Source organism: Roseibium sp. RKSG952 (assembly GCF_009711355.1).
Map to the genome: position 1 here is coordinate 11,919 of NZ_SMMF01000931.1, position 24,422 is coordinate 36,340.

Here is a 24,422-nt window from a genome sequence, read left to right on the forward strand (position 1 = left end):
GTGTGGTGCGGCGCCTGTTGGATATGGGGCCACGCGAAGATCGAGCGCTGGCGTTTGTGATGGCGTTCTGCGTGGTTGGCTTTATTGCTCAGCTGCCCGGTCTGGCCCGGCGCGCCCATCTTGAGAATCTTGAACTCAACATGCTCTTGGGCGGGGCGCTACTGGGATCGGTCTTCATCTTGCCGTTAATGTTCTATTTTCTGGCTTGGATTTCGTATCTCGGGGCGAAGCTTGTAGGAGGTAAAAGCACATCCTATGGCGCCCGGCTTGCTTTGTTCTGGGCGCTCTTGGCCTCAGCGCCCTTAGTTCTGCTGAATGGCCTGATCGCCGGATTTATCGGACCGGGACCGGCGCAAACAGCTGCGGGTCTTTTGTGGGTTGTGGTTTTTGTGTGGTTCTGGTTCTCCGGTTTCAGACAAGCACAAGGGCCTGCCGCATGAATGTCGCCGTATTGGGTAATCTGGCTTTGCTCACAGTCAAAGACCCCGCCGAAGCTGCGCGAAGGTTGTTGACTCTGAATATGAACCGCGAGGCGCTCTGGGTGGCTTTGGCGCTTGCCGTTGTTCTGAACACCTTGCTTCAGGTTCTGTCAAACGTCCTATACCCCGTAAGCGACCCTGATATGCAGGATCTGGCCGGATCAATCACCCTGTATGTCGCCGTGGTTGGCGGTGGGCTGGTCGTCAGCATCGCCGCATTCTATCAGGTCGGCCAAAAGATGGGCGGCAAAGGGTCTTTCAATGACATCATGATACTGATGGTCTGGCTTCAGTTTCTGCGTGTCGCTGTTCAGGCCTTCAGCCTATTGTTGCTGATCAGCCTTCCCGGGCTGTTGGACATTCTGGCTTTTGCAGCTTTCTTGCTGGGCCTTTACATCACGGTCCACTTCATCGATCAGGCCCATCGCTTTGGATCTCCGCTCAAGGCGCTTGGCGTTCTCGTTCTTTCGGCGCTGGCTATCGCCGTTGTTATCACTATCCTGTTGTCCCTCGTTGGGGGACCAATGCTGGGAATCCCCGCCCATGTATGACGTTCAGAAGATCCGATCCGATTTTCCCATCCTGTCACGAGAGGTGAACGGCAAGCCGTTGACTTATCTCGACAACGGCGCATCAGCGCAAAAGCCGCAGGTGGTGATTGACGCGGTGACGAATGCATATGCGCATGAGTACTCGAATGTGCATCGAGGACTTCACTATCTGTCCAACCTCGCTACTGAGAAGTATGAATCCGTGCGCGGAACCGTTGCGCGTTTTCTGGGTGTCTCCAACGAGGATGAGATTGTCCTGAATTCGGGTACGACTGAAGGTATCAATCTGGTTGCCTATGGTTGGGCCATGCCCCGGATGGAAGCGGGGGACGAGATTGTACTCAGTGTGATGGAGCATCACGCAAACATCGTCCCGTGGCACTTTCTTCGGGAACGGCAGGGCGTTGTATTGAAGTGGGTCGATGTTGACGCCGATGGCAGCCTGGATCCGCAAGCAGTGATTGATGCGATCGGGCCGAAAACCAAACTGGTTGCGGTCACCCATTGTTCGAATGTCCTGGGCACTGTTGTGGACGTCAAAGCTATCACGCAGGGCGCGCATGACAAAGGTGTGCCGGTTCTGGTGGATGGTAGCCAGGGCGCGGTGCATATGGCGGTCAACGTTCAGGATATTGGCTGCGATTTCTATGCGATCACCGGACACAAGCTTTACGGTCCGTCCGGGTCTGGTGCGATCTACATCAAATCCGAGCGTATGGCCGAGATGCGCCCCTTCATTGGCGGTGGGGACATGATCAAGGAAGTGTCCAAAGATCAGGTCATCTACAACGACCCACCAATGAAGTTCGAAGCTGGTACGCCGGGCATCGTGCAAACCATCGGGATGGGTGTCGCGCTTGATTATATGATGGAGCTCGGGATGGAAGACATCGCGGCGCACGAATCTTCACTTCGTGACTACGCGATGCAGCGCCTTACCGGGCTGAACTGGCTACAGGTTCAGGGAACGACGTCTAATAAGGCTGCAATCTTCAGTTTCACATTGGACGGGGCAGGGCACGCCCATGACGTTTCTACGATTCTCGACAAAAAAGGCGTAGCGGTTCGTGCTGGCCACCATTGCGCCGGGCCACTGATGGATCATCTGGGAGTGACGGCCACCTGCCGCGCCAGCTTTGGTCTGTACAACACAACAGATGAGGTCGATACGCTGATCGACGCACTGGAGCTTGCCCATGATCTGTTCGCCTGATGTTGTCAAAAGCTTGGCATCAGGAGCAGATTTTCAGTTGCACCCGGATCGTATCAGGGTTAGCTAACGGCCAAGGCACCTGTAGCTCAGCTGGATAGAGCGCTGCCCTCCGAAGGCAGAGGCCAGAGGTTCGAATCCTCTCAGGTGCGCCATATACCCTAAATTAATGTGATTTATCGGCGACTTAAGAGTGCCGGTACTAGCTGTTTGTTCATCCATTCCTTATTCGGTCTTTTTGGTCGGTCGTACCTAGCGAACTGTCTGTTAAGGCGATGGTTCACTACTTCTTAGGAGATGAAGAACAGCAGCTGTAATCGATGGCTCTATGCCGAAAATGGATAGCGTCGCGATCAATTGCGCTGAACGCTCTCAGCAATCACTGGGTAGCCCGCGACACCGGTATAGCGGGCATGTTCCGGGTTGAGACAGAAGCCAGCCGTACTGATGAAAGCGTGAAGACGTTGCCAAACCCAGATTTCTCTAGGTCAAAGTCTTTGCGTGGTTGCGATGAACAAAACTCGGGATCGTCCTGTGCGGACTAGAATGCGTCACTTCCTCATCGGAGCAATCACCCGACCTATGTGGTCGGGCATTATTGCGAGTGGCCTGTGCTGGGTGTTTCAGTCATTCCTCTCAGGAAAACCAGTCATCAAATGATGAGACCGTGTCAAAAGTCCAAAACACCACTTCAGGGGTTTCTGTGGTTTGTGAAGACAATGATGAACTTTTTTGTCCCATCAAACTGGACAACCTGAGATCCAACCCATTGGCTGACGCGCCATTTTCGGTGTCCTGAGCCGGAGCGTTAAATACAAACTCGTCGTTGCCAGTCCATGCATTGGTTGCGGTTACAGATTCAGCGAGTTTGAACAAGTTTCCTAATTCCTGCAGTTGCCAACCGCCACTGGCATCGACCGCAACTGCGTTTACCATAGCAGTGCTTCCCGCATTGTTCGTATCGCCATTGGCAACAACATTGTCCGGGAGATCGTTTCTCAAACTATCGATAAGTCCAGGGTTCAATGGCCTGCCGCAATATCCACACATTGTGCTCTCCGAGTACGTTCGTCGACAGGCCTGAACCGATCGACTTAAAATAGCATTGATAGAGGGCGTATCGATGAAATGCGGCAGTATTTTGGCTATCCGCGCGATGCTTCAGTTGAGTCGTCGCGCTTATGTTGCCAGATGTTGCGGTGGTTCTAACCTTCAGGATCGGTTGAAAATAAATGCAAGTTCACTTCTCACTTTCTGAGCCGGAATAGACTGCACTTATAACAAAATCTTACGAATCGTGTGGAGCTCTGAGGCGCGCCATCGACCAACTATTTTTCCGATTGAAGACGCAGGGCGCAGTCTTGTGTGATCTGCCGCAATCACTTGACTTACCAGTTCTGGTTGAAACAACTGCGCTAAGTCAGACCAAAGTGAACAAATCCATAAAACAAAACCCCGGGTGGTACGGCACACCGGGGTTTCAGGCAGTTAACGATTTGTGTTTCTTAGCCGCGCCAACTGCGAACCACACCGCAATCCATATGGACAAAGTTCGAGCGGTAGTACTGACCAACACCGCCTGCACGACAGGACATAGCTGCTTTGGCCATTTGCGAAACTGAACGTGAAGACAGGCGCAGATCAGCTGCCTGGCCCTTCATATGTAGCGAGTTTCTCGCTACCCCGCGCGAGCGCGAGCGCAACATTGCATTGGTCTGTGGGGAACGATAGCCGGACAGCAGCATGTAAGGCTCATTTACGTCCAGCAGGTTATGGGAAGCTGCCATGATGTCGATTGTGCGCAGATCCATCGATTTGGACTGGTCGGTACGCCAGTCGCGCATGAAGTGGTTCACTTCTTTGACAGCATCCTTGATGTATTTTCCATCGACCCAATATATCATGTCGATGCGTTCGCCAGTGCGACCAGAATACATGCGGATACGACGAATATCGCCACCCCCGCGTAGAAAGCCCGCTGCGTTGGAATAAGTCGGTGCTGCAACCACTGCTGTTGCCGCAAATGCGCCCAATAGGGCACGCCGGGTCAACCCCGAAGTACTGCTCTCGGCCATTTTATGTTTCGTCCCGTACTGTTCCTGCCTGCACACGATGTTACGTGCGCTCTCTTAATTTTTTCCCATCCCCAGATGCGGGATTTATGACACAGTAGGAATCATCCGCCAAGCAATCTTTCGCACTCATGTTTTCAAGGGGGAATATTCGGCAGTTTCTTGCGCATATGACACAGGTGTGCACAGTTATGACACATTTCGACGGTTTTTCCGTCGTCCGATGCAAACGCGCATCAGCGTCTGACAGATAGGTCAGAGTCATCTATTTGTGAATGGACAAAGGGCAGGTTCCGAAATCATATTTGTTCGGCGAGCAGCGCAAACTACAAGTTATTGAAAATTCAAGGCCATCCCATGCAGTCTGTCTTTCGGACAAGTACCAGTCTTCTTCTTGCCGCCTGTTTTGCGGTTTCAGCGTCCTTTACATCGGCAGCAACCGATGAAGGGCAAAGTACAGCTTTCCAGATGTCAGTTGCCGAGAGCACTTCGGCAGGGTCTGGTCTTGCTGAGTTCTATCGCAACAATGGCTTTGAACCAGTTTGGGTTGGCGATACGCCGGAACATGCAGCCAGACGTGCGGCTCTGATCAGAGCTCTGGCAAACGTGGAAATGCACGGTTTGCCAGCGTCCAGATATGATGTTCAGTCGCTGATCTCAAAAATGCAGGATGCCAAATCGGTCAGGGATCTTGGCCAGATAGAGGCTGAGCTCAGCCGTGTTTTCCTGAATTACGCGCGTGACGTGCAGTCCGGTGCGTTGCGCCCCTCACAAATTGATCCCGGCCTTGTTCGAACCGTCAATCGGCTGCCGGCCGAGGAACATCTGAACGCGGTCTTGGCTTCTAAAGATGGTGCCTACATTCAGCAGCTGGCGCCTCAGACCCGGCAATATCGCGCGCTTATGAAGCAGAAAATGGCGCTTGAATCTCTGATCGCGAAAGGCGGTTGGGGATCGACTGTTCCGGTTGATAAGCTGGAGTTGGGCGACAGTGGGCCGAATGTAATTAGGCTTCGCAACAGATTGGTTTCATTGGGGTATATGAAGCCGACTGCCAGCCCGACTTTCGATAAAACGCTGCTGTCCGCAGTGAAGGATTTTCAGCGGGATCATGGCCTGGAGCCTGATGGTGTTGCTGGTCAGGGCACAATAACCGAACTTAACCGTCCGGCTTCGGATCGTTTGAAAGCCGTACTCGTTGCGCTAGAGCGGGAGCGTTGGCTGCCGCGTGAACGGGGCGAACGCCATATCCTTGTAAATCAGGCGGATTTTTCGGCTAAGATCGTAGATGACGGTCGCGTCACGTTCGAAACGCGCGCGGTTATCGGAAAAAACACTCATGATCGTCGTAGCCCGGAATTCTCGGATGAGATGGAGCATATGGTTATCAACCCGAGTTGGTACGTACCACGCTCGATCATCACCAAAGAATATCTGCCAAAATTGCGCGCCAATCCGAATGCGGTAGGTCATATCGAGATCACCGATCGCCGAGGCCGTCAGGTAAACCGAGGAGCGGTGGACTTCACTCAATTCACGGCCAAGAACTTTCCGTTCGCCATGCGACAGCCTCCAAGCAAGAGCAATGCACTTGGCTTGGTGAAGTTCATGTTCCCGAACAAGCACAATATCTATCTGCACGATACTCCGCAAAAGAGCTTGTTTGCGCGTGAAGTGCGGGCATTCTCGCACGGCTGTATTCGTTTGGCACAGCCATTCGAATTTGCGTATGCATTGTTGGCGCGTCAGGAAGAAGATCCTAAAGCGTTTTTTCATCGCATCCTGAGCACGGGTAAAGAAACAAAGGTGAACCTGGATAAGCCGGTCCCGGTGCACCTGATTTACCGGACAGCCTATATCGGCCCCAAAGGTGAAGTGCAGTACCGCCGCGATGTCTATGATCGGGATCGCAAAATTTGGGAAGCGCTGCAAAAAGCAGGGGTGGTCCTGCCTGACGTTCAGGGGTAATCACGCAGGCAAGTCCTGATATAAGGAAGCCTGCCATGCAGTTTACCATTCAACAAATCGCTGACGCACTCGGTGTCCCGGCCGAGGGTAACACTGATCTGACAATCCTGCGTGCTGCGGAACCGGCTGAGGCTGGGGCCACGGACCTGGCAATGGCAATGTCGCCCAAATACGCCGAGGCACTTTCGTCCGGTACTGCGCGCGCAGCAGTGTTATGGGAAGGTGCGGACTGGCAGGCCCTTGGGTTAGAGGCAGCGTTGTTTGTGCCACGTCCGCGGATGGCAATGGCAGGGATCACAGCCATGCTGGACCGGGGGCAGGGCGTAGAACCGGGCATTCACCCTTCGGCAGTGATCGATCCGACTGCTGACATCGGTGACGACGTTGCAATCGGCCCTCTGAGTGTGGTTGGCGCGCGCGCCCAAATTGGCGCGGGATCAGTGATCGGCGCCCATTGCGTTATCGGGATGGATGCGAAACTGGGCTCAAACGCAGTCTTGCGCGAAATGGTCAGCATCGGCGCACGGGCTCAGATTGGCGACCGTTTCATTGCGCAGCCCGGCGCACGGATTGGCGGTGACGGGTTTAGCTTTGTTACGCCCGAAGTGTCTGACGTCGAAAATGTCCGTAAGACCATGGGCGACAAAGGAGACGCCAAGGCTCAGAACTGGCTGCGCATCCATTCGCTCGGCGCGGTCGAAATCGGTGATGATGTCGAGGTCGGCGCGAACTGCACCATCGACAACGGAACTATCCGCAATACGAGCATTGGTAGCGGATCGAAACTGGATAACCTTGTCCACGTGGGCCACAACACCCGGGTTGGGCAAGATTGCTTGTTGTGCGGCCAGACAGGCGTTTCAGGTTCAGTTGAAATCGGAAACAATGTTGTTCTGGGCGGTCAAACCGGGGTCGTGGATAATATTTTCATTGGCAATGGAGTGATCTCTGGCGGTGGAACCAAGATCCTCTCCAATGTACCTGCCGGGCGCGTAATCATGGGCTATCCGGGCATAAAAATGGAAAGCCACACAGACATCTATAAGGCTCAGCGCCGGCTGCCGCGTATGGCACGTGACGTCGAGGCGTTGAAAAAGGCTGTTTTCAAACAGCCTCCAAGCGATTAAATCATCCTCAAAGCGATAATTAGGGGATCACTATGAGCATCAGCGACCGCGTCATCGCGATCATTGCAGAGCAGGCAGTGCTGGAGCCATCCGATGTCACGCCTGAAAGCACGCTTGAGGATCTGGGCATCGACAGTCTTGGATTGGTCGAGAGCATCTTCGCCATTGAAGAAGAATTTGACATAACGATCCCCTTCAACGCGAATGAACCAACAGCCAGCGATTTCGATATTTCGAATGTCGCCGCCATCATCGCCGGGATTGAAAAGCTGGTTGCGGAAAAGGTCTGACAAGCGATCATGAAACGCGTTGTCATTACAGGTGCCGGCACTATCAACTCGTTGGGCCATTCAGTTCCCGATACCCTTGAAGCCATGAGAGAAGGCCGGTGCGGCATATCGGAACTGGAATTCCGGGATGTCGAAAGGCTGGCAATCAAGATCGGCGGTCAGGTCCGCGGGTTCGAGGCTGAAGGCCGTTTTAACCGTCAGCAAATGACATTGTATGATCGGTTCACTCAATTCACACTGACGGCCGCAAAAGAAGCGATCGAACAGTCGGGGATCGAGTTTCATGGCGAACTTGCTGCACGGTCCGGGGTCGTCCTGGGTACTGCCGGCGGTGGGGTGTCTACATGGGACGATAACTATCGCTCTGTCTATGAAGATGGCAAAAACCGCGTTCATCCCTTTGTCGTCCCTAAGTTGATGAACAACGCCGCTGCCAGCCACGTTTCGATGGAACACAATCTCAAAGGCCCAAGCTTTACAGTTTCAACAGCCTGTGCATCGTCCAATCACGCGATGGCATTGGCCTTTCAGATGGTCCGCAGCGGTGCTGCGCCAGCGATGTTGACTGGCGGTTCGGAATCTATGCTCTGCTTTGGGGGCGTAAAGGCTTGGGAAGGCTTGCGCGTTATGTCCAAGGACGCCTGCCGCCCATTCAGCGCTAACCGCAATGGTATGGTTCAGGGCGAGGGGGCTGGTGTGTTCGTGTTCGAGGAGTACGAGCACGCACGGGCTCGGGGTGCTGAGATTTTGTGTGAGGTCGTTGGATATGCGATGTCCTCCGATGCCGCAGATATCGTGATGCCAAGCAAGCAAGGTGCGTCGCGCGCGATGTCCGGGGCACTGGCTGATGCCAAGCTGAATGCCAGCGATGTTTGTTACATCAATGCGCACGGAACCGGTACAGCGGCAAATGACAAAACCGAATGCGCTGCGGTTGCAGATGTATTTGGGCCTCATGCAGATGAGTTGATGATTTCTTCGACCAAATCGATGCATGGTCACCTTATTGGTGGTACGGGTGCAGTGGAATTGCTGGCCTGTATCATGGCACTCAAAGACGGCGTTATTGCCCCGACGATCGGTTATGAAGAACCTGATCCGGAATGCGCCTTGGATGTTGTTCCGAATGAGGCGCGTGAAGCGAAGATCGATGTTGCCTTGAGCAACGCGTTTGCGTTCGGTGGCCTGAATGCGGTTCTCGCGCTGAAGCGGGTCTAACAAAAAAGCCGCCGAGATAACCGGCGGCTTTTTTCGTAGGTTTGTTTTCGTCTTAATTCAGATTAACGGACAGTCCGTCAAATGCTGACGTGAAACCGCTGAGGGACATTTCCATGTCCAGTATCTGATCCGGGAAACGGGCCGGAACCAGCGACAGAACGGCTTTTGTGCCCGCCTTCATTGCGTCCACATCACCTTGCGTCAGACCCAGCTGCGCTACGCAGCCGACCGGCACACAGTGGTGATAGTTATAGAGTTTGCGCGGAGCTCCATCGATTGACAGAGCCAGTTGGGCCTGCAGGAGAGTTTCGAGCGGAACAATCACGTTTGCCCAAGCGACAGCGGCACCGCCTTCGGGCAGTTTTCCAACGGTAATCTCGGCAATGGGTTCACCCTGTTGGCCGCTAAGTACCTGGACCATCGCACAAGGGTCTTCACCGTTTTCAGCCTTCAGACACGAAATTTCCCAATCGCCCGATTTTTCCTTAACGTACTGCTCGCCAATGCGGGGACCGGTTTCGCCCAGATCTAGGTCAGTACCCGCTTCGGCTTGCGGCGCTTCTGCCGGTGTTTCCGCGTCCTGCGTGGTTTCCTGAGCAATGGCTACACCGCACCAAAGAGCGGCCGCCACCATGTTAAGTGGGAGAAGTTTCTTGATCATGAATGCCTCATTGTGCTGATCCAGCTTTTCCACTCGTCTAACATCTGAAACTTCAGGTGTCAGGCGCAAACCTGTCATTGTTTTGCGAATTGAACGAAATTCTGCCGAATACGCACAAAGATCGCTGTTTTCGGTCTTGTGCAGGCCAATGAAAAAGGGAGCCGGTGAGGCGGCTCCCCTTAGAATAGTTCTCCCCGTCGGACTGGCCGACTTAGTTATGCGCAGACGTTACGAAAGGGGAAGCCAGCGGTCAACAGCTATCCTGAAAATTTAATCATTCTACGCATTTGAATATTTTACTTAAAGGCCATGAAAAAAGCCGTGCCCGCAGGCACGGCCAGTCGACAGGGAGGAAGTCTGCCCTCGACGGCTTGAGCCGCATTGAAGGCAAATTGACTATCGCAGCCAAAGGTTAAGTTTGTATGCTGGTCAAAGAGCGATGAAGTTTAGGACAGTAAATCCATGAGCGAGAACATATTTGTTGGCGGTGCAGGGCAGGACTACGGGCAAGCACAAGGGCTGACTTTGAAGTATGCAAACCGTCACGGTTTGATTGCGGGTGCAACGGGCACAGGCAAAACCGTAACGTTGCAAATCTTGGCCGAAGGTTTCTCGCAAGCTGGTGTTCCTGTGTTTCTGGCCGATGTCAAAGGGGATCTGTCTGGCCTTGCACGATCCGGCAGCGACCAACACAAGTTACACAAAGCTTTTATGGAGCGTGCAGAAAAAATTGGGTTTACGGATTTTTCCTATTCTGCTTGTCCGGTGACATTCTGGGATTTGTTTGGTGAGCAAGGACATCCGGTCCGCACGACAGTAACCGAGATGGGCCCATTGCTGTTTTCCCGTTTGCTGGAACTATCCGAAGCCCAGGAAGGGATACTGAACATTGCATTTCGGGTTGCCGATGAAGAGGGAATGCCGCTGCTGGATCTCAAGGATCTTCAGGCATTGCTGGTTTGGATCGGTGAAAATCGGGCACAACTTTCCCTGAGATACGGCAACGTATCAACAGCTTCGATCGGGGCGATACAACGGCGTTTGCTGGTACTGGAAAACCAAGGTGGGAACCGTTTGTTCGGTGAGCCAGCCTTGGCCTTGTCCGATCTCATGCGAAAGGATGAAAACGGGTACGGGATGGTGAACATCCTGGCTTCGGATAAGTTGATGGGGGCACCGCGCCTCTATGCGACTTTCCTTCTTTGGTTGCTGAGCGAGCTGTTCGAAGAACTTCCCGAAGTTGGTGATCCCGACAAACCAAAACTGGTCTTCTTTTTTGACGAAGCACACTTGCTATTTGAGGATGCTCCGAAGGTTCTGGTCGACAAGGTTGAACAGGTGGCGCGCCTGATCCGGTCAAAGGGGGTTGGGGTTTATTTCATTACCCAGAACCCGGCCGACATCCCCGAGGATATACTCGGTCAATTGGGTAACCGGGTTCAGCATGCGTTACGCGCCTTTACCGCGCGGGATCGCAAGAACCTACGGCTTGCGGCCGAAACCTATCGCGAGAATCCGGCCTTCGATACCGAGACTGCTATCCGGGAAGTAGGAGTCGGAGAAGCCGTGACTTCCATGCTTGAGAAGAAGGGTATTCCAGGCATGGTTGAACGCACCCTTATTCGCCCTCCTGGGTCCCAGCTTGGGCCAATCACTGCAGCGGAACGTCAAGCTGTTCTCGATGCGTCTCCAATGGCGGGAAAGTATGACAAGCTGCTGGATCGGAAATCGGCGTTCGAGATATTGCAGGCTAGAGCGAACCAGGCTGCGCAAGAGGCAGAGGTCGCGGAAGCTGACGAAGTGGTCGAACGGCAAAGTCCGATGGAACGGGAGTATTCTTCGGCTCGCCGATACACCGGGGGACGTGTTGGCCGATCAACATCAAGGGCGGTGCGCAAGAAAGACACTTTTACCAGTGCAATGAGTGAAGCGGTGATAAAGGAACTCAAAGGCACCACAGGCCGCCGGATTGTGCGTGGCATTTTGGGCGGTTTGTTCAGAAACCGATAGAATTGGCGTCAAGCCCCGCTGAAACGAAACTGCGGGGCTTTTATCGCTTAGCGCTTGAGCCGCCGTTGGCCTTCTTGCCGACAGTAGTTATCCGCTTGCGTTACAGACATCTTAGTAGCAGGGTAATCGATTGCACGATCCCAGGTTACACGATCCAGACGATAGAGCTGGCAGGTGACGACACCTTGGGGTGTCTGAACTTGGACTGGAGTCGTTTCAAGGTCTTCCGGGCTGGGAATGCAGCCGGCCAGGGCTGCCAGAACGGGCAAAAGAGTGACGGATGTGGTGAATGGTTTTTTCATGAGTGTCTGCGTTCTTTTATGATGACCAGAGCCGATTGTTACGAAACGCCGATGATACTGAGTGAATTGGTTCGCTACATTGGAACGAACACGTTTACCGACGATGAACCCGTGTATAAAATTTTTTGTTTAGAATCAAGAAGCCGCGCCGAATTACGACGCGGCTTTTAGTTTGCGGAGGTTTCCGGAACTATTTCTCCGGAATAAGGCCCCTTGGACTAAATCTGAGAACAACCAGCAATATCAGGCCCATGGTAAACAGGCGCATGTGGGCTGCGCTTTCGATCAGATGTGTCTTGAGTGCACTTCCGTCCGGCATTCCAGCTGTGATCAGGTTCATCAACCACAGCCCGATTGGTTCGACCTGAACCCAGAGGAACCAGATCAAAAATGCCCCCAGAACAGCGCCGAAATTGTTGCCGGAGCCGCCGACAATAACCATGACCCAGACCAGGAACGTAAAGCGCAATGGCTGGTATGCGCTTGGTGTCAGCTGCCCATCCAGCGTGGTCATCATGGCACCCGCAATTCCACAAATGGCCGACCCCAGAACGAAAATCTGCAAGTGGCGACGGGTCACATCCTTGCCCATGGCTTCGGCGGCAACTTCGTTGTCACGGATTGCGCGCATCATACGGCCCCAAGGGCTCTTCAACGCCATTTGAGCCATCCAGAGCAGAATGAGCAGGACAGCCAGGAACAACACCGAATATCCGAGTTTGACCGAGAGTGTGGAGGCTGTAACCGGATCCAGACCGAACCACGCTGCACGCTCAATGAAGCCCGGATCTTTTTGTAGCTCGATCTCATAGCCAACGACCGGGGATGGACGCGGGATGCCGTAGACATTCTTAACGCCCCGAGCCAACCAATCCTCGTTCTTCATGATGGCAATGATGATTTCGGCAATTCCCAGTGTTGCGATTGCAAGATAGTCCGAGCGAAGCCCCAGCGCCGTTTTGCCGATCAACCATGCAGCACCGGCAGCCAGCAATCCACCTGCAGGCCACGCCAGCAGAACCGGCAAGTTCAGTCCGCCAATGTTGCCTTCCACCGCGGGATTGATTGCTTCGACTGCAGCAGCATTCGGATCAAAAATTGCACGGTAAACGAAGAAACCAACGATCAGAATACCTATGATCGAAAGAGTCCGAACACGTCCGCTGGGCAGTTTTTGCGCAACAAGAACAGCAGCTACAACCGTTGCAGCACCCAGCAGCAGGGCAAGGATGATTCCGTATCCGCCGGCAGACCATGCACCGGGGGTCGGTGGGGTGGAAACAAGAACCACACCAAGTCCGCCAAGGGCTACAAAGCCCATGACGCCGACGTTGAACAGGCCCGCAAAACCCCACTGAAGGTTAACACCTATGGCCATGATGGCCGAGATCAGCCCCATGTTCAGGATCAGGATCGCGGTGTTCCAGCTTTGGGAAAAGCCGGTCACAAGAATAAGCGCACCGACCACTACGAATAGCAGAGTGTTTTTGGTCATCTCACTCATACCGCTTTCCCCTTGAACAGCCCCGTGGGCTTAAACAGAAGCACGATCAGCAGGATGACGAAGCTGACGGCAAATTTGTAGTCCGTGGACAAGAACTGAACCAAGCCTGACGGTGCCAAACTCTCGGGCGCAATGTAGGTGAGGACTTTCTTCCACGCATAGGTGATCGTGACTTCCGAGAAAGCGATGATGAAACCTCCGGCGATTGCGCCCAACGGATTACCCAGGCCGCCGACAATGGCCGAAGCAAAGATTGGAAGCAGAAGCTGGAAATACACAAACGGCTTAAAGCTCTTATCCAGCCCATACAGCACACCGGCGGTTGTCGCCAACGCTGCCACGATGATCCAGGTGATCATCACGACGCGTTCCGGGTTGATGCCCGAAAGCAGCGCCAGATCTTCGTTGTCTGAATAGGCACGCATGGATTTCCCGGTGCGTGTTTTGTTCAGAAACCAGAACAGCAAGGCGACCGAGACAACGGCGACGACGACGGTGATGCCCTGTGAGGTCTTGATCGCAAGTCCCTCGTTCAGGCCAGTCATCTTCTTGAAATCACGTGCGGAAATCAGAAAACGCGCACCATCTGAAAAGCGCTGATCGTCGGGTCCGATGATAAAGCGAACAAGGCCGTTCATGATGAACATGACACCCATCGAGACAATGACCAATATGACTGGTTTGGCTTTCTGTTCACGATAGAAACGATAAACCAGTCTGTCTGTGATCAGGACAAGAATAATGCATCCAAGTATCGCGAATGGCAGGGCCAGCAATGCAGTGGGCAACGGGCCAAAGCTGACACCGGCGGCTTGCAGCCCCCAAGTGACAAGCACGGCAATCATGGCGCCAAACGCCATCGTGTCACCATGAGCAAAGTTGGAAAATCGCAGAATGCCGTAGATCAGAGTGACCCCCAGCGCCCCTAGGGCAAGCTGGGATCCGTAGGCGATTGCCGGCACCAGCACAAAGTTAGCAAGCGCGACAAGCGCGTTCAGTATGTCCATGTGACCTTCTCATTTTCTCGGGTGCGGCTTTATGGCATGCTGGCCGCCCGATACACAACAATCAGGTAGCGAATAACGCTGTTAAATCGGCAATTTTCTCATGTTTTTTCTGGCCTCCGCATCGTCAGGTTGAAAACTCGCATGTCGATGCAGGGCCTGAAAAATACAAAGGCCGAACAGAGTTCATATCCGTTCGGCCCAATCATCGAAGCGATGAATATAACCAGACTACTTGTTGGTTACCGCGCATTTTCCGCGTTCATCATGCATCTGGCCACCTGACGTATGAACTGAGACCTTTCCGGTTTCGTCATTAACGGTATAGCCAACACTTCCGCCGGCAGAAATCGAGAGGAATTCGTGCGTTCCCAGTCCGGGGAACACCAGAACTTCGATAACTTTACCCTGCTTAGTCACAGTGCCCTTGGAATTCCCTTCGACCCGGTCCAGCGTGACTGGAATAACGGGATCGAGGGACGAGCACTTTCCCGCCTTGCAGATCTCGGTCAGCTGACATTCATAGACGAACCGACCTTTGGGAACATCCAGCGTCACGGACTGAGCGGCGACAGGAATAAATACGGCTGCAAGGGCGGCCAGGTGTTTCATTTTGCTTCTCCTGAAGTGGTCGCTTGTGGCATAGGCTGCTGCGACGTGGCACCAAAGAATCGTGAGTTTTTGACTCACGATTTTCGGCACCGGGGTAGGCGAGTAGGATCACAAAATCAAACGTTGAATCGTGTGTATCGAATTCAATTATTGGGCGAGTTGTTTTAAACCTCTTCACACGATCCGTGGTCGGTTCCGGCGTGGGGTCCTTTGACGGACAGGTCGTAGGTCATGTCCGAGAAATGCACGACAAAGGTCATCACATCACTTTCTTCGATATGGACGAAAGTCATGTTGCCAACACCTTTGAAGACCATTGCATCGCCCTCGATGTCCTTTGTCTCGATGCTGCCCTTGTCTCCTTCAGGAGCACGGTTCAGGCGGACTTCGCTGCCGTCACGATCTGATACACAGACAAAGTGACGTTCCTCTGCAGCTGCACCAGTCGCAAGAACAGCGGCAACAGCAGCCATGATCCAGGTTTTCATGTTGAGATTTCCTTAGTTTTATTGGTCTTGTTTCGCTTTGGCAGCATGTTCAAATTACATGTGTAGCCCGGATATCTTTTGTATCCGGACGATGCGGAACTAGTCAGGCATTGTGACGCCAATACAGCCTAACGGTGTCCAACTTCGGTTCGTGCGAAAATCTGCTTGTTCTTTTTTCCAGTTGGTCAAATCAATCAATTCAATGGTTTAGAATGTATGTTTGATCATCGAAACCATGAGCGCTGGTCAGGCGCCACATTGGAGACACAAAATCGGTCATAAACGCTTTGGTTTGTTTGCTTTAAGGTGATTCAGCGCTGTCGCCAAAGCCAACCCGTCACCAGGCTGAATCTGTCTGACCTGTGAACTCACCAGGCGCTTGCGCGACAATTCTCACTTACTCTCAACTAGGCGTGAGGCAAGGCCGATAAGTCTTTGCGAAGGCAGTATTCTATCTACCTATGTTCGTGGCGCAGGGCATGTCCCGCCCCAGACAGGAACAAAGGGTCCCGGCCGGTCACTCATCCGAACCGGACCCCAGAAGGAAAGTAGAACTATGAAAAATACCATCTTGTTGCTCGCCGGTCTTGCCATGCCCACGATTGCTTTCGCCGCAACAAACGATCCGCTGAACGGAGCGGACTTCGTTGTGAACTGTGTATCAGACAGCAATGGGGGCGCTGTGACGCTGGCACGGTCTGGGGCGACCGACAAAGGGTTCATCGTAACTGATGACATCAAGGGCGAAGCGACGATCATTGCAGGTCTGAATTCACTGACCTTCCTGCATATCATGGACAAGGATGTCGTGACCTTTGTCGTGGATTTTGACAACCTCAACTATGACATGTCGATCAAAGGTCCGCACGCTGCGCAGGATTTCGGGTCGTGTGGTGATCCGATTGGGTGAATGATCTTGAACATCATCGCGGTGAGGACAGGATTGGAGGAACTCCTGTTTTCCCGCTTCGCTGGTCCTTGGGAAAGACAGCAACACAAATCAATTGAAATGAATTTGGAGAGTACTGAACGTTGGTTTGCGGATTTTACTAATTTGATCCACCGAATGACGAACAGTGCCCGTACCACTGCGAAGCAACGAACTCTCCGGAAATCGCAGTGTGCCGAGAGTGAATTGCTGTCCCATCCGCTAAAACAGACGTAGATTGTACTGCTCCACTCCCTAAGGGCTCAACGAATGAGAATGCTTGATCACCGGCCAACGGCATGACTTGAACTAGATCTACATTCCCTTGCATGTATGCTTGTCCTTGATCATCTAAGAAGAAGGTTAAGTTCATTTCCTGTTTTTCGCATCCGCTATCGCGAATGCACTCGGTATTGAACTTACATACAAATGAAGTTGCTTGCGCTTTTAATGTCTGAGGCGTCAACAACAGAAGCGCAACCAATGCTTTTCGCACGTTCAGCCCCCCAAGAAACTCTTCCGTACCTCAGGGTCAGCCAGCAATTCTTTGCCCGTGCCAGTATAGGCATTCCGCCCCTGAACCAGCACATATCCCTTATCCGCGATCTCAAGGGCCTGACGAGCGTTCTGTTCAACCATCAGGATCGGCAGGCCAGTGCGGGACACCTCAATGATCCGATCAAACAGTTCATCCATCACGATGGGTGACACACCGGCAGTCGGTTCGTCCAACATCAGCACTTTGGGCTGAGTCATCAGTGCGCGGCCCACAGCAACCTGTTGGCGCTGACCGCCCGACAGTTCTCCGGCCGCCTGATTGCGCTTGTCGCGCAGGATGGGGAAGAGGTCATAGACCTGCTCCATCGTCTGGCTGATATCATCGCGACGGATGAAAGCGCCCATCTCGAGGTTTTCCTCGACCGTCATGGACGTAAAGATATTCTGCGTTTGCGGAACGAACCCCATGCCTTTGATCACACGGTCCTGTGGGCTGAGGTTAGTGATATCCTCGCCATCCAGACGTACCGAACCTGCGCGAACGTCCAGCATCCCAAAGACAGCCTTCATTGCGGTCGACTTGCCAGCGCCGTTCGGGCCCACGATCACCGCAATCTCACCTTTGTCCACGGCGATGGTGCAGTCGTGCAGAATGTCGGGGCCTTTGCCATAGCCACCCGTCATCGTGTCACCGATCAGGAAGGGACCGCCGCCAACATAGTGTGTTTCACCGCTTACGCGATGTGCAGGTGTCATTGTGCCGACGCCCTGAGTGTTGGTGATCGAGGCGTCCTTGTTCCCGTGATCGTCCTGATAGGGATTATCGCTCATGCCTCGGCCTCCAGCTTATCTTTGTTCTTGAGGCCGGTGCCCAGATAGGCTTCGATCACGTGCTCATTCGCCTTGATTTCGTCCAGAGTGCCTTCGGCCAGCACTTTGCCTTCGGCCATACAGATGACCGGGTCACAGATCTTGCCGATGAAATCCATGTCGTGTTCGATAACCACGAAGGTATAGCCGCGTTCCTTGTTCAGACGCAGGATTGTGTCGGCGATCGTCATCAGCAGGGTGCGGTTCACGCCCGCGCCGACCTCGTCCAGGAATACGATCTTGGCGTCGACCATCATGGTGCGGCCCAGCTCAAGCAGTTTCTTCTGACCGCCCGAGACCTGACCCGCCTTGTGGTCGGCCAGATGTTCGATTGTCAGGAATTCCAGCACCTCGTCTGCTTTGGCTTTCAGCGCACGCTCTTCATCTGCGATGCGTTTGCGGCCGAACCAGGTATTCCAGAGCGATTCACCAGATTGGGCGCCAGGGACCATCATCAGGTTCTCGCGGCAGCTCATCGATGAAAACTCGTGCGCGATCTGGAACGTACGCAGCAGACCTTTATGAAACAGATCATGCGGGGGCAGGCCGGTGATATCCTCGCCATCCATGAACACCTTGCCGCTGGTGGGTGGAAGCACCCCGGCGATGACATTGAACAGAGTGGTTTTTCCCGCCCCGTTGGGCCCGATGAGCCCGGTGATCGAACCCTTTTCGATTTCCAGCGATGCACCATCCACCGCGTGAAAACCGCCGAAATGCTTATGCACGTCCTCGACGACGATCATGTGTTCCCCTGGCCACTTGTGTGGCGCTTTGCTGAATTGCCCCATCCCCCCGAAAGAGGTGCGGTCTTTTGTCATTGAAACAGCCCGGACACAAGGCCCGGGCTGCTTGGTATTATGAAGAAATCGGTCGGATCAACGGAAGTTGACGGTCTTGTTCTCGCCGTCAGTGACTTCGATCTCACGATAAGAACCCGCGCTTTCACCGGGGCCGATCAGCTCAACGCCCGATGCGCCGACATAGTCGATGTCCTGACCTGCGGCCAGAAGCTCCAGACCTTTCGCCAATTCACCCGGATAGATCTTTTCACCCGGAGCGTTGGCGACGTCCATGATCTTGGCGCCGTACTCAGCCGGGCTGGTCGAACCTGCGGCCTGCATGGCCAGCATGAACAGAGCGGCGGCGTCGTAAGACTCAGGCGAGTAAGGCGACGAACCGTCGAAACCTGCGGCTTCGGCCATTGCGAAGTACTTTTCAGCACCTTCGCCACCCGAACCTGCGATCTGACCAAACGAACCATCGAGGTCCGGACCAACATTTGCAGGCAGCGAGTCACCGATCATGCCACCAGGCAGACCGAATGTATCAAACGCACCGCTGTCCAGCGACGACTGGATGATGCCCAGACCACCCTGATCCAGATAACCCGCGACAACCAGAATATCGCCACCGGCCGATGCCAAGGCACCAACTTCGGCCGAATAGTCGGCTTTGCCATCTTCATGTGCAGCTGTGATGGTTACTTCACCACCGGCTGCCTCGAACGAGCTTTTGATCGCGTCGGCCAGACCCTTGCCGTAGTCGTTGTTGGTGTAGGTCAGGGCGATCGAGTTGATGCCGCGATCTTTCAGAATGTCAGCCATAACCTGACCTTCACGCGCATCCGACGGTGCGGTGCGGAAGAACAGGCCGTTGTCTTCCATTGTCGACAGCCCAGGTGACGTCGCCGATGGTGAAATCATGACCATGCCGTTTGGAATCGCAACGTTCTGCAGGATCGCACCAGTTACGCCCGAGCAGTCACCACCGATGATACCGGCAACGCCGTCCGCGATCATGCGTTCACCGTTCGATGTTGCCAGACCGTTGTCGATGCAGCCGGTGTCAGCTCGCGAAGCGGTTACGGTCGTGCCATCCAGCAGTTTGCCGGATTCGGTAACTTCAGCCATCGCCAGCTCGGCGCCGGAACCCATTGCCGGGGCCAGCGATTCAATCGGACCGGTAAAGCCAAACAGTACGCCCAGTTTGACGTCTTCAGCCATCGCGGTGCCGGCCAGAAGAGCGGTTGCTGCAGTTGCAGTAAGCAGCTTTTTCATATGGTTACTCCCTAATTGGAACGTATTCGTTCTGCGCACGACCCTAGGCAAGCTGTCCGGAAAAGAAAAGTCCTAACGAAAAAGTGCTTTTGTGGGCCATAACTCTATTTGTTTTGATGGGTTTGCCCGATGGTGGCGATGAACATCCGGTATTGGAGAGCAACGATGATCAGAGTTTGCGCGATTCTAGTTCTACTAGTGATATCCGGAGGTATCAGGGCTGATGTGCTTCAAACTTCAGCCGGTTCTGTTCGAGTAACAGAAATGCTGGGTGGCTTGGATACGCCATGGGCCATAGGCATTCTGCCGGACGAGAGCTTTTTGGTGACCGAACGTGATGGTGAATTACTATACGTGAAGGATGGTAAGTCTCAGCGTGTGTCAGGTGTGCCGAAAGTTGCGGCATCTGGGCAGGGCGGATTGCTGGATGTCACGATCGCCCGGGATTTTTCGAATAGTCGGGAGGTCTTCCTGACCTATTCCAAGCGTCAGAGTAGTGGTGCCGGAACTGCTGTTGCCGTGGCGCGATTGTCTGAAAATGGGAAGAGGCTTACCAATCTGCGCGTAATCTTCGAAGCAGTGCCGGGCGGGTCTGGTGGTCGTCATTTCGGTTCGCGCGTCGTGGAAGCAAATGACGGGTCACTGTTCATCACGCTGGGTGAACGCGGAGACCGACCAGCAGCGCAGGACAAATCAAATCATATGGGCACTGTGATCAGGATCAATCGGGACGGAACAATCCCGTCTGACAATCCATTTGTTGGCGACCCCAGCGCGCGACCAGAAATCTGGTCATATGGGCACCGAAACCCTCAGGGCGCGGGACTTGATGCGCGGGGCAGGTTGTGGGTCTCAGAACATGGCGCGCAGGGTGGGGATGAGGTCAATCTTGTGCAGCCCGGTCTCAACTATGGCTGGCCGGTCATTTCATATGGCAAACACTATTCTGGCCAAAAGATTGGTGAGGGCACATCCAAACCTGGGATGGAGCAACCCGAATTCTATTGGGATCCCTCCATCGCTCCATCAGGCTTGTTGGTGTATTCAGGCAAACTCTGGCCGCAGTGGAAAGGCGATCTTTTCGTGGGATCTCTGAAATTCGACTACATTTCCCGTCTTGCTGGCAGTCCACTACGCGAAGTCGAGCAGATCAAAGGCGCTGAGACGGAACGCGTGCGCGATATCGTCGAAGCACCTGATGGATCGATCTGGTTTATTTCTGTGGGGCAGGGTGCCGTTTACCGACTGGCACCCGGATAGTTCGCGACCAAGTCAGACAGACAAGCGCCCGCCCTGAGTTCCACGCTCACGATAAGGCGTCGTGTTGTAGTGCGCGCGGTAGCATTTCGAAAAATGCGACGGGCTTGCGAAGCCACAAGCCAATGCGACGTTGATAACGCTCATGTCGGTTTGCATCAGCAGGTTCCGGGCCTTGTGCAGGCGAAGTTCCATGTAATAGCGCTTGGGTGAGCGGCTGAGATAACGGCGGAAAAGACGTTCCAGCTGGCGCGTGGACATACCGACATCTTTGGCGAGAATCGAAGGCGAGATCGGCTCCTCGATATTCTTCTCCATCATCAGGATAACCTGACTGAGTTTAGGATGGCGTACTCCAATCCGCGTCGGTGTTGACAGGCGTTGCGTGTCCTGATCGGTGCGGATCGACGAATAGATCATCTGATCCGCAACCGCGTTTGCCAGATCTTCGCCGTAGTCGTTGGCAATCAACTTGAGCATCAGGTCGATCGACGATGTTCCGCCTGCGGTGGTCATCCGGTTGCCATCAATCTGAAAGACCGATTTGGTCAGTTCGACGGTGTCAAATTCCTCTGAGAAGCTATCGGAGTTCTCCCAGTGAATCGTCGCTTTCTTGCCCTCCAGCAGCCCGGCCTTTGCCAGAGTGTAGGCAGCCGTACAAAGACCACCTATTTTGATCCCCTTGCGGGCTTCTCGACGTAGCCAGTTCAGAATCTTCTTGGTCGTGGCTGCCTGAACGTCGACCCCGCCGCAGACCAGGATGACATCATCGCGCTGAAGTTCGGACAGGTCCGTGTCGAGCTTGAAAGTGGTTCCGGCAGAACAATGAACGACGTCTCCGCCTTCTCCGGCCAAGGTCCATGTATAGATCGGGCGATCGGACATACGATTTGCAATGCGCAAGCTGTCCAAAGCTGACGCGAATGACAAAAGCGAAAACTTGTCCAGCAGGACAAAGACGAAATTAAGCGGCTTTGCCGCGCTGCTGTCCACAGTGACAACTTGGCGTTGCTCTTGCATGGCGAACTGTCCTTGATTCGGCGACCGCTGCTCTTTAGCTGCGACGGATTTGCCAGACAACATGCTCAAAGCTTGTTTGCCCAGTCAAGAGGCGCAAATGAGATATGGTCACTCTGTAATGCATTTTGTATAGAGGCACCCTGAAATACCTCAGCGGAGATCAAAGCTATGACCGAGTGGCAAAAATCGAACTGGCGCAGCAAGCCCCGAGTTCAGATGCCCGATTATACCGACGCGGCCGCACTGGCCAAAGTCGAGGCTCAGCTTTCGCAGTATCCCCCGCTGGTCTTTGCTGGCGAAGCGCGGCGCCTGAAGCAACATCTGGGTGCCGCTGGTCGCGGCGAGGCCTTCCTGCTGCAGGGTGGGGATTGTGCTGAAAGCTTTGAACAGTTCAGCGCAGACGCAATCCGCGACACCTTTAAGGTGATGCTGCAGATGGCGATGGTTCTGACCTATGGCGCCAAGGTGCCAGTGGTCAAAGTCGGCCGTATGGCAGGGCAGTTCGCCAAGCCGCGCAGCGCACCGACCGAGGTCGTGGATGGTGTAGAGCTGCCCAGCTACCGTGGTGATATCATCAACGAACTGGCTTTCACACCCGAGGCGCGCATTCCGAACCCGGGCAAAATGTTGCAGGCCTACACGCAGGCTGCTGCAACACTGAACCTGTTGCGTGCATTCTCGACTGGTGGTTTCGCAGATATGAGCCGTGTGCATTCATGGACGCTCGGCTTTACCGATGAACAGGATGTTCAGAAGTATTCCGAGATCGCTGACCGGATCCAGGACACGATTGATTTCATGGGCGCGGCTGGCATCACGGCGGACACAACTCATGAGTTTTCGACTGTAGAATTCTACACCAGCCATGAAAGCCTTCTGCTGGAATACGAAGAAGCACTGACCCGTCTTGATTCGACCTCCGGCAACTGGCTGGCAGGTTCGGGCCATATGATCTGGATCGGTGACCGAACTCGTCAGCCAGATGGTGCTCATGTCGAGTTCTGCCGTGGCGTTCTGAACCCGATTGGCCTGAAATGTGGTCCGACAACCACCGCCGAAGACCTCAAGGTTCTGATGTCCAAACTGAACCCGGAGAACGAAGAGGGTCGTCTGACTCTGATCGCACGTTTCGGCGCTGGCAAAGCGGGTGAGCATCTGCCGCGCCTGATCAAGGCCGTTAAGGAAGAGGGTGCAAAAGTTACCTGGGTCTGTGATCCGATGCATGGCAACACCATCAAGTCGGCCACGGGTTACAAGACGCGGCCCTTCGACTCGGTGCTGCGTGAAGTGCGTGACTTCTTTGGTGTGCACCAGGCTGAGGGGACAATCCCCGGCGGCGTGCATTTCGAGATGACCGGTCTGGACGTGACCGAATGCACCGGCGGCGTACGTGCTGTTACTGAAGAAGATCTGTCGGATCGTTACCACACTGCCTGCGATCCGCGCCTCAACGCAACGCAGTCACTCGAACTGGCCTTCTTGGTTGCCGAAGAGCTGACCAATCTGCGGCGGGATCGCAGCAAGCGCGCTGCAAGCTGATCTAATTGGCAATATCTTTAAACGGCGGGACATGTGCCCGCCGTTTTTTATTGATTAGTCATCCCGCGAAACAACAAGGCGAAGGTGGTTGGCAGGTCTGGCGAACTCAGCCTTTTCCTCCGCAAAGCCTGCCGGCTCTGTGGGCCTGGGTTTTGCTGGAGTGTGAAGATCTGCCACGGGTTTCGTCCGGATGTCTTCGATTATGAAACGTCGTGGTGTCGCTCCGATCGCGCCATCGCTGATCATGACGCCCAATACTCGGCTCACATCCCCCAGATCGCTTTTTAATGGCAACAGTATCATACGGGCCTGCAGTCGCGTACGGCCAAGTTTTCCCGATGAGTTCAATCCCAGTTCTGCGATAGCTGGCGACGCGAAAACCTGTTCCAGCGCGTCTTTGACGTCCGAGCGCGCGCTTGGTTCGAAAAATGCCGTCAGGGGCATGCCCCGTACCTCCATGCCAGCAAGCTGGTTCAGATGACTGCCTGCCAGCCGAAAGCGCGCGAGACCGGGTGCTATCCTTTCCAGAATGAAGGTGTATTGCAGAATGTTCTCCAGCCCGCGCGGGTCAATCTGCGAACGCATCGGCACGCCATCGCCTGTCAGCAATGCCGTCCAATACGCTTCGGCCTGTCGGATGGGTGACAGGCTGCGACCACTGTCAAAGCGATCCATTGCAACGATCTTTCCAAATTTCGACCCGGAACCATTCCCGAAAAAGGTTTTCATTTTGCCACCCTCATGTCGATTGACC

General features: G+C 54.1%; 24 protein-coding genes and 1 tRNA gene. 12 read left to right on the top strand and 13 right to left on the bottom strand.

Annotated features, from left to right (window positions below; translation table 11 throughout):
* From E1297_RS49230 to E1297_RS24570, 4 genes are all read left to right on the top strand, one after another.
* On the top strand, positions 1-440 hold a 440-nt coding region (locus tag E1297_RS49230), incomplete at its 5' end, for a YIP1 family protein (protein ID WP_196223401.1).
* Positions 437-1,030 (top strand): YIP1 family protein, encoded by a 594-nt coding sequence (locus E1297_RS24560; protein WP_155143137.1) that lies wholly within the window; start codon positions 437-439, stop codon positions 1,028-1,030. The genes E1297_RS49230 and E1297_RS24560, both read left to right, overlap by 4 nt.
* Positions 1,023-2,243, top strand: coding sequence for a cysteine desulfurase (locus E1297_RS24565; RefSeq protein WP_155143138.1), 1,221 nt, complete (start codon positions 1,023-1,025; stop codon positions 2,241-2,243). Before E1297_RS24560 ends, E1297_RS24565 begins: the two co-directional genes overlap by 8 nt.
* A 75-nt stretch (positions 2,244-2,318) precedes the next feature.
* Positions 2,319-2,395: transfer RNA gene (locus E1297_RS24570), tRNA-Arg, on the top strand.
* A gap of 481 nt (positions 2,396-2,876) precedes the next feature.
* On the opposite strand, the gene E1297_RS24575 is transcribed toward E1297_RS24570, so the two are convergent.
* Positions 2,877-3,290, bottom strand: coding sequence for a hypothetical protein (locus tag E1297_RS24575; RefSeq protein WP_155143139.1), 414 nt, complete (start codon positions 3,288-3,290; stop codon positions 2,877-2,879).
* Between the two features lie 455 nt (positions 3,291-3,745).
* A complete protein-coding gene (locus E1297_RS24580; RefSeq protein ID WP_155143140.1) occupies positions 3,746-4,315 on the bottom strand; it encodes a DUF882 domain-containing protein in 570 nt (189 codons plus the stop codon).
* Positions 4,316-4,669: 354 nt separating this feature from the next.
* Between E1297_RS24580 and E1297_RS24585 the strand changes: the two genes are divergently transcribed.
* From E1297_RS24585 to E1297_RS24600, 4 genes are read left to right on the top strand one after another with little or no spacing between them, the layout of a single operon-like run.
* Entirely contained in the window at positions 4,670-6,280 is a 1,611-nt protein-coding gene (locus E1297_RS24585; protein ID WP_155143141.1) for a murein L,D-transpeptidase, read from the top strand.
* 35 nt (positions 6,281-6,315) lie between these two features.
* Entirely contained in the window at positions 6,316-7,407 is a 1,092-nt protein-coding gene (lpxD, locus tag E1297_RS24590; protein WP_155143142.1) for a UDP-3-O-(3-hydroxymyristoyl)glucosamine N-acyltransferase, read from the top strand.
* Positions 7,408-7,439: 32 nt separating this feature from the next.
* On the top strand, positions 7,440-7,697 hold the full coding sequence (locus E1297_RS24595) for an acyl carrier protein (RefSeq protein WP_155143143.1): 258 nt from the start codon (positions 7,440-7,442) through the stop codon (positions 7,695-7,697).
* Between the two features lie 9 nt (positions 7,698-7,706).
* The gene (locus tag E1297_RS24600) at positions 7,707-8,915 is read left to right on the top strand and encodes a beta-ketoacyl synthase (protein ID WP_155143144.1); all 1,209 of its coding nucleotides are present in this window, start codon (positions 7,707-7,709) and stop codon (positions 8,913-8,915) included.
* Between the two features lie 52 nt (positions 8,916-8,967).
* On the opposite strand, the gene E1297_RS24605 is transcribed toward E1297_RS24600, so the two are convergent.
* The gene (locus E1297_RS24605; protein WP_155143145.1) at positions 8,968-9,576 is read right to left on the bottom strand and encodes an invasion associated locus B family protein; all 609 of its coding nucleotides are present in this window, start codon (positions 9,574-9,576) and stop codon (positions 8,968-8,970) included.
* A 462-nt stretch (positions 9,577-10,038) separates the two neighbouring features.
* On the opposite strand from E1297_RS24605, the gene E1297_RS24610 reads away from it, so the two are divergent.
* A complete protein-coding gene (locus E1297_RS24610) occupies positions 10,039-11,586 on the top strand; it encodes a helicase HerA-like domain-containing protein (protein ID WP_155143146.1) in 1,548 nt (515 codons plus the stop codon).
* Positions 11,587-11,633: 47 nt separating this feature from the next.
* On the opposite strand, the gene E1297_RS24615 is transcribed toward E1297_RS24610, so the two are convergent.
* From E1297_RS24615 to E1297_RS24635, 5 genes are all read right to left on the bottom strand, one after another.
* Positions 11,634-11,888, bottom strand: a complete 255-nt coding sequence (locus E1297_RS24615) for a hypothetical protein (RefSeq protein WP_155143147.1) — start codon at positions 11,886-11,888, stop codon at positions 11,634-11,636.
* Between the two features lie 190 nt (positions 11,889-12,078).
* The gene (locus E1297_RS24620; RefSeq protein WP_155143148.1) at positions 12,079-13,392 is read right to left on the bottom strand and encodes a branched-chain amino acid ABC transporter permease; all 1,314 of its coding nucleotides are present in this window, start codon (positions 13,390-13,392) and stop codon (positions 12,079-12,081) included.
* Entirely contained in the window at positions 13,389-14,399 is a 1,011-nt protein-coding gene (locus E1297_RS24625; RefSeq protein WP_155143149.1) for a branched-chain amino acid ABC transporter permease, read from the bottom strand. Before E1297_RS24625 ends, E1297_RS24620 begins: the two co-directional genes overlap by 4 nt.
* A 228-nt stretch (positions 14,400-14,627) precedes the next feature.
* Positions 14,628-15,008, bottom strand: coding sequence for a hypothetical protein (locus E1297_RS24630; RefSeq protein ID WP_155143150.1), 381 nt, complete (start codon positions 15,006-15,008; stop codon positions 14,628-14,630).
* A gap of 164 nt (positions 15,009-15,172) precedes the next feature.
* On the bottom strand, positions 15,173-15,496 hold the full coding sequence (locus E1297_RS24635; protein WP_155143151.1) for a hypothetical protein: 324 nt from the start codon (positions 15,494-15,496) through the stop codon (positions 15,173-15,175).
* Positions 15,497-16,052: 556 nt separating this feature from the next.
* Here E1297_RS24635 and E1297_RS24640 point away from each other — a divergent pair.
* The gene (locus tag E1297_RS24640; RefSeq protein WP_155143152.1) at positions 16,053-16,406 is read left to right on the top strand and encodes a hypothetical protein; all 354 of its coding nucleotides are present in this window, start codon (positions 16,053-16,055) and stop codon (positions 16,404-16,406) included.
* Positions 16,407-16,922: 516 nt separating this feature from the next.
* On the opposite strand, the gene E1297_RS24645 is transcribed toward E1297_RS24640, so the two are convergent.
* The 3 genes from E1297_RS24645 to E1297_RS24655 form a co-directional block, all read right to left on the bottom strand.
* Positions 16,923-17,606, bottom strand: a complete 684-nt coding sequence (locus E1297_RS24645) for an ABC transporter ATP-binding protein (protein WP_209015972.1) — start codon at positions 17,604-17,606, stop codon at positions 16,923-16,925.
* 143 nt (positions 17,607-17,749) lie between these two features.
* The gene (locus E1297_RS24650) at positions 17,750-18,538 is read right to left on the bottom strand and encodes an ABC transporter ATP-binding protein (protein ID WP_155143154.1); all 789 of its coding nucleotides are present in this window, start codon (positions 18,536-18,538) and stop codon (positions 17,750-17,752) included.
* 132 nt (positions 18,539-18,670) lie between these two features.
* Positions 18,671-19,852 (bottom strand): ABC transporter substrate-binding protein, encoded by a 1,182-nt coding sequence (locus E1297_RS24655; protein WP_155143155.1) that lies wholly within the window; start codon positions 19,850-19,852, stop codon positions 18,671-18,673.
* Between the two features lie 264 nt (positions 19,853-20,116).
* Here E1297_RS24655 and E1297_RS24660 point away from each other — a divergent pair, with 264 nt between their 5' ends.
* Entirely contained in the window at positions 20,117-21,112 is a 996-nt protein-coding gene (locus tag E1297_RS24660; protein WP_244327874.1) for a PQQ-dependent sugar dehydrogenase, read from the top strand.
* Between the two features lie 12 nt (positions 21,113-21,124).
* Here E1297_RS24660 and E1297_RS24665 read toward each other — a convergent pair whose 3' ends face one another.
* Complete coding sequence (locus E1297_RS24665; protein WP_155143157.1) at positions 21,125-22,129, bottom strand: GlxA family transcriptional regulator; 1,005 nt, start codon at positions 22,127-22,129, stop codon at positions 21,125-21,127.
* A gap of 168 nt (positions 22,130-22,297) precedes the next feature.
* Between E1297_RS24665 and E1297_RS24670 the strand changes: the two genes are divergently transcribed.
* Positions 22,298-23,668: a class II 3-deoxy-7-phosphoheptulonate synthase gene (locus tag E1297_RS24670; RefSeq protein WP_155143158.1), complete on the top strand. Its 1,371-nt coding sequence runs from the start codon at positions 22,298-22,300 to the stop codon at positions 23,666-23,668.
* Between the two features lie 54 nt (positions 23,669-23,722).
* Here the strand turns inward: E1297_RS24670 and E1297_RS24675 are convergent, their stop codons facing one another.
* Positions 23,723-24,397 carry a PAS domain-containing protein gene (locus E1297_RS24675; RefSeq protein WP_155143159.1) on the bottom strand — a complete coding sequence of 225 codons (675 nt, stop codon included), beginning with the start codon at positions 24,395-24,397 and terminating at the stop codon, positions 23,723-23,725.
* Between the last annotated feature and the right edge of the window lie 25 nt (positions 24,398-24,422).

Excerpts from the sequence above, each read along its gene's own strand:
- E1297_RS24560 (WP_155143137.1), top strand. The coding sequence starts at position 437 with ATGAATGTCGCCGTATTGGGTAATCTGGCTTTGCTCACAGTCAAAGAC.
- E1297_RS24565 (WP_155143138.1), top strand. The coding sequence starts at position 1,023 with ATGTATGACGTTCAGAAGATCCGATCCGATTTTCCCATCCTGTCACGA.
- E1297_RS24575 (WP_155143139.1), bottom strand. The coding sequence starts at position 3,290 with ATGTGTGGATATTGCGGCAGGCCATTGAACCCTGGACTTATCGATAGT.
- E1297_RS24580 (WP_155143140.1), bottom strand. The coding sequence starts at position 4,315 with ATGGCCGAGAGCAGTACTTCGGGGTTGACCCGGCGTGCCCTATTGGGC.
- E1297_RS24585 (WP_155143141.1), top strand. The coding sequence starts at position 4,670 with ATGCAGTCTGTCTTTCGGACAAGTACCAGTCTTCTTCTTGCCGCCTGT.
- lpxD (WP_155143142.1), top strand. The coding sequence starts at position 6,316 with ATGCAGTTTACCATTCAACAAATCGCTGACGCACTCGGTGTCCCGGCC.
- E1297_RS24595 (WP_155143143.1), top strand. The coding sequence starts at position 7,440 with ATGAGCATCAGCGACCGCGTCATCGCGATCATTGCAGAGCAGGCAGTG.
- E1297_RS24600 (WP_155143144.1), top strand. The coding sequence starts at position 7,707 with ATGAAACGCGTTGTCATTACAGGTGCCGGCACTATCAACTCGTTGGGC.
- E1297_RS24605 (WP_155143145.1), bottom strand. The coding sequence starts at position 9,576 with ATGATCAAGAAACTTCTCCCACTTAACATGGTGGCGGCCGCTCTTTGG.
- E1297_RS24610 (WP_155143146.1), top strand. The coding sequence starts at position 10,039 with ATGAGCGAGAACATATTTGTTGGCGGTGCAGGGCAGGACTACGGGCAA.
- E1297_RS24615 (WP_155143147.1), bottom strand. The coding sequence starts at position 11,888 with ATGAAAAAACCATTCACCACATCCGTCACTCTTTTGCCCGTTCTGGCA.
- E1297_RS24620 (WP_155143148.1), bottom strand. The coding sequence starts at position 13,392 with ATGAGTGAGATGACCAAAAACACTCTGCTATTCGTAGTGGTCGGTGCG.
- E1297_RS24625 (WP_155143149.1), bottom strand. The coding sequence starts at position 14,399 with ATGGACATACTGAACGCGCTTGTCGCGCTTGCTAACTTTGTGCTGGTG.
- E1297_RS24630 (WP_155143150.1), bottom strand. The coding sequence starts at position 15,008 with ATGAAACACCTGGCCGCCCTTGCAGCCGTATTTATTCCTGTCGCCGCT.
- E1297_RS24635 (WP_155143151.1), bottom strand. The coding sequence starts at position 15,496 with ATGAAAACCTGGATCATGGCTGCTGTTGCCGCTGTTCTTGCGACTGGT.
- E1297_RS24640 (WP_155143152.1), top strand. The coding sequence starts at position 16,053 with ATGAAAAATACCATCTTGTTGCTCGCCGGTCTTGCCATGCCCACGATT.
- E1297_RS24645 (WP_209015972.1), bottom strand. The coding sequence starts at position 17,606 with ATGACGGGTGGCTATGGCAAAGGCCCCGACATTCTGCACGACTGCACC.
- E1297_RS24650 (WP_155143154.1), bottom strand. The coding sequence starts at position 18,538 with ATGATCGTCGTCGAGGACGTGCATAAGCATTTCGGCGGTTTTCACGCG.
- E1297_RS24655 (WP_155143155.1), bottom strand. The coding sequence starts at position 19,852 with ATGAAAAAGCTGCTTACTGCAACTGCAGCAACCGCTCTTCTGGCCGGC.
- E1297_RS24660 (WP_244327874.1), top strand. The coding sequence starts at position 20,117 with ATGCTGGGTGGCTTGGATACGCCATGGGCCATAGGCATTCTGCCGGAC.
- E1297_RS24665 (WP_155143157.1), bottom strand. The coding sequence starts at position 22,129 with ATGCAAGAGCAACGCCAAGTTGTCACTGTGGACAGCAGCGCGGCAAAG.
- E1297_RS24670 (WP_155143158.1), top strand. The coding sequence starts at position 22,298 with ATGACCGAGTGGCAAAAATCGAACTGGCGCAGCAAGCCCCGAGTTCAG.
- E1297_RS24675 (WP_155143159.1), bottom strand. The coding sequence starts at position 24,397 with ATGAAAACCTTTTTCGGGAATGGTTCCGGGTCGAAATTTGGAAAGATC.